Source organism: Neobacillus sedimentimangrovi (assembly GCF_010614825.1).
Taxonomy (GTDB): Bacteria; Bacillota; Bacilli; order Bacillales; family Cytobacillaceae; genus Neobacillus; species Neobacillus thermocopriae.
The window spans coordinates 1-14,622 of the sequence record NZ_JAAFZF010000036.1 but is presented as its reverse complement, the minus strand read 5'-3'; the positions used below and the strand labels follow the sequence as shown (position 1 = coordinate 14,622).

The 14,622-nt window shown below is 34.3% G+C and carries 13 protein-coding genes and 2 pseudogenes; 7 read left to right on the top strand and 8 right to left on the bottom strand.

Annotation, left to right across the window (positions count from 1 at the left end; genetic code table 11):
* Positions 1–346: 346 nt before the first annotated feature.
* The 5 genes and pseudogenes from GZA11_RS11860 to asnS form a co-directional block, all read right to left on the bottom strand.
* Positions 347–667: a hypothetical protein gene (locus tag GZA11_RS11860; protein ID WP_038535508.1), complete on the bottom strand. Its 321-nt coding sequence runs from the start codon at positions 665–667 to the stop codon at positions 347–349.
* Positions 668–1,005: 338 nt separating this feature from the next.
* A pseudogene (locus tag GZA11_RS17060) lies at positions 1,006–1,191 on the bottom strand (LytTR family transcriptional regulator DNA-binding domain-containing protein); the annotation flags it as partial.
* 92 nt (positions 1,192–1,283) lie between these two features.
* A protein-coding gene (locus GZA11_RS11850) for an IS3 family transposase (RefSeq protein WP_163183961.1) occupies positions 1,284–2,404 on the bottom strand; the annotation gives its coding sequence in 2 pieces (ribosomal slippage) (positions 1,284–2,158 and positions 2,158–2,404; 1,122 coding nt in all).
* Positions 2,405–2,832: 428 nt separating this feature from the next.
* A complete protein-coding gene (locus GZA11_RS11845; protein WP_163183959.1) occupies positions 2,833–3,027 on the bottom strand; it encodes a hypothetical protein in 195 nt (64 codons plus the stop codon).
* A 246-nt stretch (positions 3,028–3,273) separates the two neighbouring features.
* Positions 3,274–4,665: an asparagine--tRNA ligase gene (gene asnS, locus GZA11_RS11840; RefSeq protein WP_163183957.1), complete on the bottom strand. Its 1,392-nt coding sequence runs from the start codon at positions 4,663–4,665 to the stop codon at positions 3,274–3,276.
* Positions 4,666–5,166: 501 nt separating this feature from the next.
* On the opposite strand from asnS, the gene GZA11_RS11835 reads away from it, so the two are divergent.
* Together GZA11_RS11835 and GZA11_RS11830 are read left to right on the top strand one after the other, a co-directional pair.
* The gene (locus GZA11_RS11835; RefSeq protein WP_038535518.1) at positions 5,167–5,397 is read left to right on the top strand and encodes a hypothetical protein; all 231 of its coding nucleotides are present in this window, start codon (positions 5,167–5,169) and stop codon (positions 5,395–5,397) included.
* A gap of 68 nt (positions 5,398–5,465) precedes the next feature.
* Complete coding sequence (locus GZA11_RS11830; protein ID WP_038535521.1) at positions 5,466–5,600, top strand: BA3454 family stress response protein; 135 nt, start codon at positions 5,466–5,468, stop codon at positions 5,598–5,600.
* A 237-nt stretch (positions 5,601–5,837) separates the two neighbouring features.
* On the opposite strand, the gene helD is transcribed toward GZA11_RS11830, so the two are convergent.
* Positions 5,838–8,162, bottom strand: coding sequence for an RNA polymerase recycling motor HelD (helD, locus tag GZA11_RS11825; protein WP_163183955.1), 2,325 nt, complete (start codon positions 8,160–8,162; stop codon positions 5,838–5,840).
* Between the two features lie 360 nt (positions 8,163–8,522).
* Here helD and GZA11_RS11820 point away from each other — a divergent pair, with 360 nt between their 5' ends.
* Positions 8,523–9,053: a YceI family protein gene (locus tag GZA11_RS11820; RefSeq protein ID WP_163183953.1), complete on the top strand. Its 531-nt coding sequence runs from the start codon at positions 8,523–8,525 to the stop codon at positions 9,051–9,053.
* A 188-nt stretch (positions 9,054–9,241) separates the two neighbouring features.
* On the opposite strand, the gene GZA11_RS11815 is transcribed toward GZA11_RS11820, so the two are convergent.
* Entirely contained in the window at positions 9,242–9,589 is a 348-nt protein-coding gene (locus GZA11_RS11815) for a hypothetical protein (protein ID WP_163183951.1), read from the bottom strand.
* A 293-nt stretch (positions 9,590–9,882) separates the two neighbouring features.
* On the opposite strand from GZA11_RS11815, the gene GZA11_RS11810 reads away from it, so the two are divergent.
* The 4 genes from GZA11_RS11810 to GZA11_RS11795 all read left to right on the top strand — a co-directional run bounded on the left by GZA11_RS11810 (position 9,883) and on the right by GZA11_RS11795 (position 14,389).
* Positions 9,883–10,806, top strand: coding sequence for a MerR family transcriptional regulator (locus GZA11_RS11810; RefSeq protein WP_038535529.1), 924 nt, complete (start codon positions 9,883–9,885; stop codon positions 10,804–10,806).
* 24 nt (positions 10,807–10,830) lie between these two features.
* Positions 10,831–11,352: a MerR family transcriptional regulator gene (locus tag GZA11_RS11805; protein WP_163183949.1), complete on the top strand. Its 522-nt coding sequence runs from the start codon at positions 10,831–10,833 to the stop codon at positions 11,350–11,352.
* A 359-nt stretch (positions 11,353–11,711) separates the two neighbouring features.
* On the top strand, positions 11,712–12,836 hold the full coding sequence (locus GZA11_RS11800) for a betaine/proline/choline family ABC transporter ATP-binding protein (RefSeq protein WP_163183947.1): 1,125 nt from the start codon (positions 11,712–11,714) through the stop codon (positions 12,834–12,836).
* The gene (locus tag GZA11_RS11795) at positions 12,836–14,389 is read left to right on the top strand and encodes an ABC transporter permease/substrate-binding protein (protein WP_163183946.1); all 1,554 of its coding nucleotides are present in this window, start codon (positions 12,836–12,838) and stop codon (positions 14,387–14,389) included. The genes GZA11_RS11800 and GZA11_RS11795 overlap by 1 nt, the downstream gene beginning before the upstream one ends.
* A 76-nt stretch (positions 14,390–14,465) precedes the next feature.
* Here GZA11_RS11795 and GZA11_RS16745 read toward each other — a convergent pair.
* A pseudogene (locus tag GZA11_RS16745) lies at positions 14,466–14,622 on the bottom strand (group II intron reverse transcriptase/maturase); the annotation flags it as partial.

The window sequence follows — 14,622 nt, the reverse complement described above, 5'->3', positions numbered from 1 at the left end:
TCATGTGGTTTTTATGTAATATTATTGTTTTTTTGTCATATAAACTAAATAAATGTAATGAAATAGCATTTTATATAACAAAACCCTCTAGAATGACAAAAAGTTTTAAAAACTCACTTTGTCATTCTAGAGGGATAATTAGATATTTATTATTCCTGTATTAAAAGATGAATTCCCTTAAATACAGCAACCCATAATAGAAATTCCATGTTTAAAGAATTATAAATAGATACTTTATAATTCTTTAATCCTACGATTCCTTTAATAGTTGAAGAAGTTCTTTCAGCTTCCAATATAATATTATCACCATCCTTCAGTTCTATATTTTTGTATGCAAGACTTGTCTTTACCCTATAATTTTTTTCTTTATATATAAAATCCAATTCTTTAAACACTGATTTTTTTGATAAACTGATAATTCAGATATTTTAGCTGTTAAATTTTCTGTTGCATCAACAATTTTAAAAGTATTCTTTAACAAATTACTTTTTTCTTTAGTGGAAATACCTTTATATGTATGTATTTGATCAGTAAAAACGAATTTTGCTGCTGGAAAACTTATCTTTGGTTCTATACGAATTTCTTGTCCAGTTATGACATCTATAATCGTTTGCTTTTTTAAGTCTAATAGTGTTGAATTAAAATCAAATTCATGTACTTTTTGCATTATTATTTACACCTCATTTTTCAAATAAGAGCTCCTTTTAATTTATATATTTTGCAATTTAAAAATCCAATACTTCGCGGATTCACAGCGCCTAACTGGAAATTATGTAAAAGACATTTAAATGTAATGAACTTGATACTGAACCTCTGCGAAATGTTCTTTTGCCAAAAGCCAAACATAAAAAAGTTTGATAAACCTGAACAATGCTATCATGTCCATGACTCCATGTAAAATTTCCAAAATAGACTTATAAAAGAACTGCTTTGTCCAATTAGGTCAAAAAATAATAACCTGTTTCATTTATAAAGCAGGTTATTATTTATTTTGACTAACTATATTCAATTAATACAATAATGCATTAATATAGATTTTAGTTCTTGAACTTTATTCATGCTCACTTTAATTTCTTCACTACAACCTTCCATAATTACATTATACGATCGCATAAATGGATCAGATTGAAGCACTTTTATTTTGTTAATAGGTATTAGGTAAGACTTATGAGGTCTATAGAAGCCAAATTTACTTAATTTTTTTCAAGTACGGATAAATTCTCGTTTGAAACAATACGGTCAGTATTATCTAAGTATATAATACTTGGTATGTCAACACTAGACTAGACAATTTTTTTAAGGTGTTCTATTTTGTATTCAATTGGGCTTAAATACCCCAGTGATCCGTGAATTCTTATATGATTAAACCAATGAACATAATCTTCTAATTCCAACTTTAACTGTTCTGAACTTTCAAAATATTTACCTTTTACAAATTCTGTCTTGATAATTTTAAATGTGGCTTCGGCTACTGCGTTATCATATGGGCAACCTTTCATACTTAACGACCGTTTAATCTCGAATGTATCTAAAGCTTCATCGATTGTCTTGTTTTTAAACTCGTTTCCTCGGTCTGTGTGAAATAGTTGAATTTGTCTTAAATCAGCTTTAATCGTTGATAAGGCTTGGTAGACTAGTCCAGCATCTTTATTAGGACCGGTACTATGTCCAACAATTTCTCTATTGTAAAGATCAACAAATAGACATATGTAATGCCAATTTTTTTGGACCCTTACGTATGTTAAATCACTGACTACAACCGTTAATTCCTTTTGTTGATCAAATTCCCTATTCAACACATTTTCAACTTTAGATTCATTACATTTATCCACATGTGGCTTAAACTGGCCAACTGTATAGTTTGATACTAGCCCATTTTCTTTCATGATTCGGCCAATACGTCTTCTGGATGCAATTTTACCGAGTTTTTTCAACTCATGTTTTATCTTACGAGTGCCATAGTTCTGGCGGCTTTTATGAAAAATATCGATGATGGTAACAGTAAGTTCATCATCTGATTTAGATTGCTCTTTTGCTTCATAATAATAGGTACTTCTTGGGAGTTGTAGGACGTGGCACATTGCTGATATCGAGTATTTGTGACGATTATTTTTAATCACATTTACTTTCGTCCTAGTATCAGCGCAGCTTGCTTTAAAATATCATTCTCCATCAGTAAACGCTGATTTTCTTTACGGAGTTTGATCAACTCTTCTTCTTCAGGTGTTCGGTTATCCTTCTCTTTAAATGAACCAGATGTTTGGCTCTGTTTCACCCATTTGTCTAATGCCGAAGGCGTTAAATTGTATTCACTTATAATGTCTTTTCTAGGCTTACCACTTTCATATAGTTTGACCATTTGAGCTTTAAATTCGGGAGTAAATGTTCTTCTAGCTCTCGTCATATCGGCGTACCTCCATTAACTGAATGAGATGAAGTAGACTTCCAAATTTAGAGGGTAAACACCGCAACTTGACAAGGAGCCTCTACGGGCATGCTTTCCCAGCCAGGAAACCAGATGATGAAAACATCTGGCTTGCCAAACAGGCTAGCATACCCGCCTCTCCTAGTAAAGTTGCTGGTATGGGATCTCTTACGCTTGTTAGCAGTATACTCAGATTAGGTAGTTAGTCTACTTGACCTTAATTTTTTTGTCCAGTTAAGTGTAGCCGATTCAACTTTTACGACCATCCTTTTCAATAAATAATATTCTGCTTATTGGAATTAAAGTTAATGCCCCATTTATTTTAATTCCAATTTTTACATCATCAATCCTTCTGTTATTTTTTTCTTTTACAAGCTTTTGGATAGATTTTTCCAATCTAAATAAATTTAAAGACTTTGTAAATCAATCGGATAAACTTCAAAGCTGTTAAATGCGTATTTTGGAAAAGCTGAAATAAAGATAAAATTTATACCCTGGTGGTTATTGGAAATTTCTTTGGCGATATCAATAATTGCATTAACTACTTCCATTAGGGCAATGTAGATTTGTTTTCCCGCGCCATCTGCCCAGTTCCACGGCATCCAGTCACCAGAAGTATCTACATAAGTATCCAGTGGTACCTAGCCTTATATGAAGTTCGTGTTCCTCAGACCGGAGGTTTGCCGCCCGCTTCCTTCAGATTCCATGTCACCACGGACACCCATGTGCTAAACTAACTATTACTACTGCCTTTATAGCTCGGGACTTTCACCCTATAGACTACACCCATGCCGGGCGCACATAAAAAAACAGACTCTTAATCAGAGTCTGTTTACATAATATAATTATTAGAATTCTGCATTCCCTGGCGTTCTTGGGAATGGAATTACATCTCTTATGTTTGTCATACCTGTTAAATACATGATTAAACGCTCAAAACCAACTCCGAAGCCAGAGTGCTTAGTACCGCCATATTTTCTCAATTCTAAATACCACCAATAATCTTCTTCATTCATTCCAAGCTCTTTGATTTTATCGGCGAGGACTTCTTCACGTTCTTCACGCTGGCTGCCCCCCACTAATTCACCAATTCCAGGAACTAGCAAATCGGTAGCAGCAACAGTTTTGTTATCATCATTTAAACGCATATAAAAAGCTTTGATTTCCTTCGGATAATCGGTTACAAATACCGGCTTCTTAAACACCTTTTCACATAAATAACGCTCGTGCTCCGTTTGGAGATCTGCTCCCCATTCAACAGGGTAAGTAAAATTCTCTCCTGATTTTTGTAACAATTCAATAGCTTCTGTATAGGTTACACGGCCAAACTCAGCATTTAAAGCATTATTTAGTCGATCCAACAATCCTTTTTCTATAAAGTTGTTAAAGAAATTCATTTCTTCTGGTGCATGTTCTAAAACATAAGAAATGACATACTTCACCATTTTTTCTGCAAGGTCCATAATATCAGGTAATTCTGCAAAAGCTACTTCCGGTTCAATCATCCAAAATTCAGCCGCATGTCGAGCAGTATTAGAATTTTCCGCTCTAAATGTCGGGCCAAAGGTGTATACATTACGGAAAGCTAAAGCAAAAGCCTCTGCGGAGAGCTGTCCACTAACTGTTAAATTAGTATCTCTACCAAAGAAATCTTTTGAATTGTCCAGATTTCCATTTTCATCTTTTGGAAGATTATTCAAATCCAATGTGGTAACTCTAAACATTTCACCGGCGCCCTCTGTATCACTTCCGGTGATAATAGGTGAGTGTACATAAACGAATCCTTGATCCTGGAAGAATTTATGAATTGCATAGGAAGCAATAGACCTAACGCGAAAAACGGCTGAAAATGTATTCGTTCTAGGTCTTAAATGAGCAATCGTCCGTAAATATTCAAACGTATGCCGCTTTTTTTGCAATGGATAATCCACATTGGATGTACCCTCAATGACGATGTTCGTCGCTCTTATCTCAAATGGCTGTTTCGCCTGAGGAGTGTAGATAAAATCCCCCTCAACTTTAATGGATGAACTAATTGGCAATTTAGCAATTTCCTTGAAATTCTCTAACTTATCATCAAAAACGATTTGAACACTTTTAAAGAAACTACCATCATTCAATTCAATAAAACCAAAGGCTTTAGAATCGCGGATCGTCCGAATCCATCCTGACACTTGAACCTTTTGATCAATAAAACTTTCTGTATTTCTGTACAAATCCTTTATTAAGGTCACTTTCACCTGGGTTTCCTCCTATGTATGTATATGATCAACACCAGCTCTAATTTTTCAGCTGATGTCAGCAGCTAAATAAAAAACCTCCCATCCCGATGGGACGAAAGGTAATTTCCTTATTGTTACCGTATTATATCCCTTACATATTATATTAAAATCAACATCATTAAGCAATATTCAACAAATTCCCCTTGTTACTATCATAACCTAACAATCATATTACCAAAATCAATCTAAAAATATACGTCATCACTGTCTCTTTGTTTACGCATAATAATAAATTTGACTGTCATTAATTCAACCGTCAAAATAACCTACCACTTTCCATTACCCTCCCCCATTTACACCCAATGGTTCTCTTTGATATAAATTTAATTCTTTTATAAGACTATTAAATTAAAAATTGTTACAATATTTGTTAAATTCTCTAAAAATAGAAGGAGTTTCATTGCATTTAATCGAAATCTTAAACATACGTTCGATTCTTTACGAAGGGAAGTGTGTAGGATGGACAAAATTACTTGTATTGCCTATTTACTATTCAGTTCTTCTAAGAATCAAGACATCAAAGAAAAAGCCATCCAATTGCTGAATGGCGATGTATCTATTCGTGATTTAAAAAGAAATTCGTTAACTCAACCCCATCTAGTCATAGCAGAGTCTATTTTAAGAAAAAAGAAGATAGATAAAAACCTAGTACAGCAATTCGCAGAAAAATATATGACGGTTGAAATATAATTCCTTTTGTTTAAAGGATTATTACCGATATTTCAAACTAAAATTTTTCAGAAAGTAAGGTGATTATATTGGTACAAATAGAAGTAACCATCACATTCAACGGAAAATCGTACTTAACGAATGTTATTACAGACCGTGACACATCAGAAGAAGAAATTTTACGACTGGCATTTGAACAAGTTCAAAAACAATGGGCAAAATAAATGCCTTGTACTTAAATATTAGAGGGAATCCAAAAAAACTTTTAGGATCCCTCATGTTATTTACTATAAAACCTCCAATTTACTTTGCTTACTCCAGGTATAAAGGTGAAACTTTTCGTCATCCACACTTTTGTAGAGTTTCCCCTACATTCATCTCAAACAATATTTCATACATCTTCTAAAAAAAGCAGAACTGAAAAAGTCGTATTTAATGACTTTCAGGTCTGCCTTTATTATCTACATTCGATGAACAACTTCATAAGTGCTCGCATTAATACCTTTCATCAGCGGACTACATCCATTGGTCGCAAATAAAGTTAATTCATGCATTGCCCTTGTGCAAACTGTATAAAAAAGCTTCCTTTCACTTTCGCTCGTATATAGAGAGCTGTCATATAAAATGACCGCATCAAATTCAATTCCCTTTGCAAGGTAGGAAGGAATGACAGAAACTCCTTTTTCATAATTCGTCGTTCCTTTATCAATGAAATTCATTGGCATTTTTTGTTTGAGCGAGTGGAACACTTGTTTACTTTCCTCTTCAGTTCTACAAATTATCGCAATGGTTTGATGACCACTATTCTTAAGTTCCCTTACTTTATCAATGGTGAGTCCATCTAATGACTGATGATCCGTCAAAATGACTTCTGGTTTTTTCCCGCTACGGTTAAATGGCTCAATATTTTTACCATACTCTATTAATTCTCTTGTAAATTCCACAATTTCTTTTGTAGAACGATAGGTTTTTGTTAATACAAATGTCTCAACATCCGACTTCTTGAAGGCAAAATTAGACAGTACCGTGTCAGCACCCGTCACTCCAGAAAAAATCGCCTGGTTGAAATCACCTAATAAAGTCATTTTACTATATGGAAATAAAGACTGAATATATGAAAATTGAAATGGAGTGTAATCTTGCGCTTCATCAATAAAAATATGACGAATCGCGGTGTTTGATTTTCTCCCTTTGATTAAATCTTGAAGATAAACAAAAGGTACCGCATCTTCATAAGGGATCACATTTTCCTTTATTTGCTCTATTGTCATTTTTGAAATTTGATTCCATTCGTTGGGAAGGTTCTTTCTTTCCTTCTCTAAAAACTGAAGATATACCTGCTTCATATTTACAAATCTCAAACTCTTTACCATAGCAAATAACGGCTTAAATTTTTCCTTAACGACCAATTCTGCCAAATATTTTTGTTCGCGCTCAAAATCATCGAATGTATTTTCAGTAAAACGTTCTTTCTTTTGGAGCATTTTATAAGCCTCAAGATAGTCTTCTTTTTCAAGATACTGAATCTCATCCTCCACCCAGCTTCGAGAACGTTCACGCTTCACCCATTTCTTCAGTTCTTTTCGTAGCCATTCTTGGACAAGTTGCATACGATTTGGAATGGAGTAATGATGTTCCAATTGATAAAAATAATCATATATTTCATTTTTGGAAATAAGGACATTTCCTCTAAAGGTTATATCCTTAAATATTAGTCCACTCTCAGACAATTGTTGAGCATATTCATCAATAAGATTTTTATACTCTAAACTCGCCTTAAAGCGGATACCGTTTACTCGTACACGATAATCCGTATCCTCTACACTGTTCAACAAATATTCCATTTGCCTGAATGGGTCCTCGATATCAAACTCTCTTCCTAATCTTAGAGACAAATATTCTTGAAAGGTGGATTGCTGCATATTTTCTTCACCTAGTTCCGGCAATACGGTTGCCACATAACTATTAAACAAAGGATTCGGTGAAAAAAGCAAAATATTTTCCGACTTTAAAGACCCACGGTAACGGTATAATAAATAGGCTACACGCTGAAGAGCAGCAGATGTTTTTCCACTACCGGCCACTCCTTGTACGATGAGCAATCGACTGTTTTCATTCCTGATTATGGCATTTTGTTCACGTTGAATGGTTGCTACGATATTTTTCATTTGGGTGCTTGCATTGTTTCCAAGGACCTCTTGTAGCATTTCATCACCGATCGTTACACCTGTATCAAACATCCCCTGTATTTCAGATGATTTGATAATAAATTGCCTTTTTAATTGAATCTCACCTGAAATTTTTCCTTCTGGCGTTTGATATTCTGCATGCCCAGGTGAATAGTCGTAGTATAGATTTGAAATCGGCGCACGCCAATCATAAATGAGAAAATCTTCATTCTTTTCATCGATAAACGAAGCAATTCCCAAGTAAACCTGCTCTGTTGTACTTTCTCCTTCTTCAAGAAAATCAATTCGACCAAAGTATGGTGAGTATTTTAATCGTTCGAGAGTTTTAAGTTGTTTTACTAATTGATGATCCGTCCGTTCCCTTTCAGAAAGCAGTTCAGCCTGCTGTTTTATACTAGCAGCTGTTTCGATAACATCATCAGGTTCATCGAGGTTAACAGTTACATCTTCCCAAAATGTTTTACGGATTTCTAAAACGTCTGAGGTAACTTTCTTTCTATTTGACTTTAACTCATTTATTTTTTTATCAATTTCCTTAACCACACGATTAACCCGGTTTTGCTCCAATAGCCAGTCTTTGTTCTGTATATCACTCATTGAACCACTCCCCAGATAAAATCAGAATAAAATATATTGACAAAGGCTGAATTTTATGTTAATGTTATTATAGGGTAATTATTTACATATAAATAACATTAACATAAATGTGTCAAATCTCATTTTAACACGCTTCATTTAACATTTCAATTCCAATTTTTATTCAAGTAATATCCCCTCTTCATCTATTGTCCCCTATTTATCATCAAATCCTATCCTTCCAAATTGGATTTCCAAATGCTACAAAAAAACAATAAAAAACAATTGACTTCCTATTTGTCTTCCTACTATAATTTATCTCAAATATATTTATTTTGAATTCGAGATAAATGAATTTGAAGCAAAAAGGAGAGATTAGGCATGCCTAAAACAAAATGGATTCTTGATCCAGCACACAGTAGTGTCGATTTTTCTGTTCGCCATATGATGATTACCAACGTAAAAGGAACTTTTCACACCTTTCATGCCGAAATTGAAGCTGATCCAACCGATTTAACAACAGCAAACATTGAATTTTCTGTTCATACATCAAGTGTAGACACTCGGAACAAAGATCGTGATACTCATTTAGTTTCAGCAGATTTTTTCGATGCAGAAAATTATCCAACAATAACCTTTAAAGCTACCAAAATTGAAAGAATAAAAGAAGATGAATACAAAATAACTGGTGATTTTACATTACGTGGTATTACTAAGGAAGAAACTTTTGTGGTTACCTTTGAAGGACAAGGAAAAGACCCATGGGGAAATGTAAAAGCTGGATTTAGTGCAACTGGAACGATTAACCGTTCAGATTATGGATTAGTGTGGAATGCTGCACTTGAAACCGGCGGAGTTCTTGTCGGAGATCAAGTTAAAATCAACCTGCAAATTCAAGCTACTAAAGCATAATGGTCTCGTTAGATTGGGATTCAAGAGAGTATAAGATTACTCTCAAATATTTCGTTTATCGTCTTAGTTTAAACCTAAGCGAGCTATTACCTAATATACCAATAATACCTGTGCTAACCAATAACTAAAATCCACCTTTTTAGTAAATATAATGAGGCCCTCGTCCATAAGAGCCTCTTTTTTTATTATTAAAATGTAGTTATTTTTGCAGATTCCTTCCGATTCACTTCATCAATTTTTTGAATAAACATTTGAAAGACTCGTTTCTTCTCTTCCAAATCACGTATGTATTCTTTTAGTTGGTTATAATTTTCTTCAAATGGCTTATGGTACATCTCTCGAATTTTTTCAATGATTTCCTCGTTAACGGTCGATTGAATCACCTGTTTGGTAATACCGTATTTATATGAATAAACTTTTAATTCTTGTGCAATTTCTTCATATTCCTTCTCAATTTCCTCAAGTACTTGTAAAATATCTTCCTTCCACTCTTCTAAAGATTTTTGTACATATGACTTAACGATTGTCTCTTCCATAAAAACACCTGCCCAATTGCAATATGTATTTAATTATAGCGCTACCTGTTTACACTAAAGTTTCGAACACATTACAAACCATTATCATTAATTTTGAAAGGATTCACTGCCTAATCCCTCTCCTCTCTTTTCGTGATTCCATCTATTTTGTCATTCGCGCTTATTTTGCAAAAATATGAAGATTACAGTCTTGTTTTGATAGCTTTTGTCAAGTGGCAGGAAAATGACCTAATGTTTGGTGAATTACTAATTAATGGCGAATTTCCGAGATAAATAGAAAGGAATGATATTTCTTGAAATTTTATACATTGAAAGAAGTGTCTAAAAAAATTAATGTTGCACCGGGAAACATCCGGCAGTGGGAAAAAGATTTACCTGATTACTTGAATATTCCCCGATCCAAACAAGGTGCACGTATATATACAATCAATGAAATTAATCTATTACTAGAAATTAAAGACATGTATAGTCAAAAACTAAGTAAAGACAAGATTCGGGAAATATTAAAAAGAAAAAAAGAGAATAGTACGGCAAAAGAAAAAGAGACAAATTCTGAAGTTCGTACAACTCATCAAACTTCTAGCCAGGTAGAGTTACTATCTAAAAAAACTGAAGTTTCTGTTATTACAGAATCTGTTCCTCAAGCACCAGTCAATGAAGCAATTGCCAATGCTAATCAATTTTTCGAAGCAATGGACAGGTATAAAGATACGTTTTTAAACGAGGTAAAAGAAGAAATAAAAGCCGTTGTTCGTAAAGAAGTCATTAACGAAATGAAAAAAGAGATATCAAATAGTTCCTTTAGAACCATCAAGACACTGCAAAATTCCATTTATAAATCTACAGAAAACACGAAATCTGAACTCCAGGAATTATCAGACTCAATCGAAAAAGCTTCACATGATACAGCTGAAAAATTAAGCTACCTCTCAAATAATCTAAAGAATATTTCCATCGAAACAGCCAATGAGATTTATAATTTAACAAAACATCTTGATGATAACTCAGTAAAGTTAACTCAATATCTAGATCAAACCACTAATGAAATATCCATATTAACTAAGGAAATTTGTAAGGAGCGCGATTTAATTAACGATAATTGCGAAGAATTCCGTCATGAAATCAGACAAAGAGAAGTTGCGTTTCAGCAAATGTTAGCCAACTTCCGAGAAGTTGCGGCAGCAAAGGAAAGGAAATGGTGGAAATTTTGGGCATAAAAATACTGTTATGGAGGGATTATCATGAATACTGCTCAAGTAGCAAAGATTTTGGGTGTTTCTCCTAGTACGATTCAAAGATGGGTTAAACAGCTTGACCTACCAATGGAGAGAAATGAGCGGGGACATTATCTTTTTCACGAAGAGGATATACAATTATTGAAAAACATTCAGGAGCAACTTCAAAATGGCGTTCTTATTCAAGAAATTCAGCCTCCCACTGAGAAGAAAAAGCCTCGTAAAGGGTTGATTAAATCACCCGAAAATGATCAAACCCTGGAAAAACTTATAGCAAAAGTAAAGGAATTAGAATTAAATTTAAATACCAAAGCAGATTCTGTTACATCCTACCAGCTGCTCCAACATCGCAGCGAAATAGAAGAGTTACAGTCCCAAGTAAAAGAACTGTCGATACAGGTAGAAAACCTTCAATCTGCATTATCAGATTTGAAAAAGAAACAACAATTGGATAAGCCACTAGTAAAAGATCATGGTCTGATCAAACGAAAAAAGAAAAATTTCGTAAGCTCTCTTTTTGGTTTTTAATTTTTATCTGACCGGATTACGAAGAAAATCCGGTCAGAATCCGCTTACTTATTCCCCTTTCATCAATATCGTAAAGAAGTAATTTGAAATAATTGAACATCCTTTCCTCCTTTATACCTTTCCAGTCATATGTTTCATTACTTCCCCATAAAAAGCAATTTCATTTCCAATTAACTGTCAGATATTAATATTTTGTAAACAGTTGCTGACGAAAGAGTTACGATAGTTTGAACATGTATATAGACTAAAACAAAGCTACTTCAGTTCTTTCCTACCTCCATGAATAATATAGTCCATTAGACAACCACCAACTTATGTGTTAACATTAAGTTGTCACATTTCAGAAGGAGGCTTTCGAATTGATAGAATTTAAGAATATTACAAAAAAATATCGATCTAAGACGGTTATTAATTCTTTTTCTTTGGAAATTGAAGCTGGTCAGTTAGTTGTATTTATTGGACCAAGTGGTTGTGGTAAAACTACTTTACTCAAGATGATAAATAAATTAATACAGCCAACATCTGGTCAGATCTTTGTAAATGGATCGGATATAACGGAAATGGATCCCATCGAGCTTCGAAGAAATATCGGTTATGTTATTCAAAATACAGGTTTGTTCCCTCATATGACTATAAAAGAAAATCTTGAACTCATTCCAAAACTTAAAGGGGAAGATCCAAGATTAATAGAGAAAAAAACTAACGAATTGCTTGAAATGGTTGGATTAGATCCAAAAGAATACTTGAATCGTTACCCCAAAGAATTAAGTGGCGGGCAGCAACAAAGGGTTGGGGTAGCAAGAGCCTTCTCTACAAACTCCGATATTATTTTAATGGATGAACCCTTCAGTGCATTAGACCCCGTTACAAGGTCATCTCTTCAAGACGAGTTATTCCAAATGCAAAAAGAATTAAATAAAACCATTATCTTTGTTACCCATGATATGGATGAAGCTATTAAAATCGCAGATAAGATTTGTATCTTAAAAGATGGAGATATTCTTCAGTACGATACACCGGAAAACATCCTAAAAAATCCAGCCAATGAATTTGTGGCTGAATTTATCGGTAAACGAAGAGTATGGAATAACCCTGAATTACTATTGGCTGAAGACATCATGATTTCAAACCCCATTAAAATCACAGCTCGGCGTACCGTTCTCCAGGCAATAGAAATTATGAAAGAGCATAAAGTGGACAGCCTGATGGTAACGGATAAAAACAATATACTCTTAGGCATGGTTACTTTAAAAGGAATCCAGCTATTAAACAGAAATTTAAGTATCGAAGAAGTGATGGAGCACAATGTACTCTCTGTTTTAGAGGGAACCAATTTAATTTCAGTATTAGCCACAATGAATGAACATCAAATTGGATATGTTCCTGTGGTAAACCAAATGAATAAGCTGACTGGTCTTATTACAAGAAGTAGTATTTTATCTGCCTTAAGCAGTCAGTTAATCGATATGGAGGTAGCGTTTTAATGAGTGATTTATGGAATTATTCGATTGCAAACTTTGATCAAATAATAGAATTATTAGGACAGCACATTTATTTAAGTGTGATCTCTGTTCTTATTGCAACGATCGTTGGTATTCCTCTTGGAATCCTCATTTCAAGAGAACCTAAGCTTTCTAAGCCGGTAATTGGTACAACCAATGTCATTCAAGCCGTGCCAAGTCTAGCATTATTGGGATTTCTCATCCCATTTATCGGTATCGGAAGTACACCTGCAATTGTCATGGTTGTCCTATATTCTTTACTTCCAATTGTAAAAAACACTTACACAGGACTAACAAATATTGATCGTGACATTCTGGAAGCCGCCAAAGGCATCGGTCTGACGAAAAGTCAAACAATGAGAAAGGTACAACTACCATTAGCCTTCCCGATGATTATGGCGGGTATCAGAATTTCAGCCGTTACTGCTGTCGGTTTAATGACCATAGCTGCATTTGTTGGAGCAGGCGGACTCGGTTATTTAGTATTTTCAGGGGTCCAAACAGTTGATAATAATATGATTTTAGCAGGAGCGATTCCAGCATGTATTCTCGCCCTACTTATCGACTTTGTTGTTGGAAAGCTGGAAAAATCCATTTCCTATACTAATAAACAAAAAAGAGAATCTAAATCTGGGAAAAAAGGTAAACGAGTTCTCCTTTCATTTGCAAGTATTATTTTAGTTTTTGCAGGTGCATTTACTATTTATACGAAAGCTAAAGCAGATGATAAGATCGTCATAGGATCCAAAAACTTCTCTGAACAATTAATATTAGGTAATATTCTTGCAGATTTAATAGAATATAAGACTGATATAAAAGTTGAAAAAAAATTAAATCTTGGCGGCTCCCAAGTTACCTTTAATGCTCTTAACACTGGAAATATTGATGTATACGTAGAATATACCGGCACAGCTTTGGTGAACATTCTAAATCAGCCACCAAAGAATAATCCGGATGAAGTGTATGATTATGTCCAAAAGGAATTTAAAAAGGATGGCATTGAACTATTAAAGCCTCTAGGGTTTAATAACACGTATACCCTTGCTGTTCGTCAAGACACAGCTGCTCAATACGGGTTAGAAACCATTTCTGACTTAGCAAAAGTCAGCAATAACCTCATTATGGGTCCAACGATCGAATTTCCTAATCGAGAGGATGGCCTAATAGGGCTTTCCAAGACTTATAATTTAAATTTTAAAGCGGTAAATCCAGTTGACGGGGGGTTGCGTTATACAGCATTAAAAAATCACAAAAGTGATATCATTGATGCATTTTCCACAGATGGTTTAATCCAAGCTTTTGATTTAAAAGTATTAAAAGATGATAAAAACTTCTTCCCGCCATACTATGCCGTACCAATTATTAAGGAAGAAACACTAAAAGAGCATCCAGAATTAAAAAAGGTGATTAATCTTCTTGCAGGCAAACTTACTGAGGAGAAAATGCGGGAGCTTAATTACAAAGTTGACAGCCTAAAACAGTCACCTGAGAAAGTAGCAAGAGAATTTTTAATTAAGGAAGGTATCATTAAATAAGAATCGAGTAGGAGGGGGTGACTAACCCCCGACCTCTCACACCACCGTACGTACCGTTCGGTATACGGCGGTTCAATCAAGATAAATGACGCAAGAATTCATAACGTTTCTGTAGACTTTTAAGCCCTTGGTTACTCCAATAGGAGTTTCCAAGGGTTCTGTGTAATATGGGACTTTTTGAGATTCGCCAATAACCTTTACGACTGTTCCCCCATTCATAAGCTTTCCATTCA

Bases quoted from the DNA above. Each gene is read 5' to 3' on its own strand.
- GZA11_RS11835 (WP_038535518.1), top strand. From the start codon at position 5,167: ATGGACAAAATTACTTGTATTGCCTATTTACTATTCAGTTCTTCTAAG.
- GZA11_RS11795 (WP_163183946.1), top strand. From the start codon at position 12,836: ATGAGTGATTTATGGAATTATTCGATTGCAAACTTTGATCAAATAATA.
- GZA11_RS11860 (WP_038535508.1), bottom strand. From the start codon at position 667: ATGCAAAAAGTACATGAATTTGATTTTAATTCAACACTATTAGACTTA.
- GZA11_RS11820 (WP_163183953.1), top strand. From the start codon at position 8,523: ATGCCTAAAACAAAATGGATTCTTGATCCAGCACACAGTAGTGTCGAT.
- GZA11_RS11805 (WP_163183949.1), top strand. From the start codon at position 10,831: ATGAATACTGCTCAAGTAGCAAAGATTTTGGGTGTTTCTCCTAGTACG.
- helD (WP_163183955.1), bottom strand. From the start codon at position 8,162: ATGAGTGATATACAGAACAAAGACTGGCTATTGGAGCAAAACCGGGTT.
- GZA11_RS11845 (WP_163183959.1), bottom strand. From the start codon at position 3,027: ATGCCGTGGAACTGGGCAGATGGCGCGGGAAAACAAATCTACATTGCC.
- GZA11_RS11815 (WP_163183951.1), bottom strand. From the start codon at position 9,589: ATGGAAGAGACAATCGTTAAGTCATATGTACAAAAATCTTTAGAAGAG.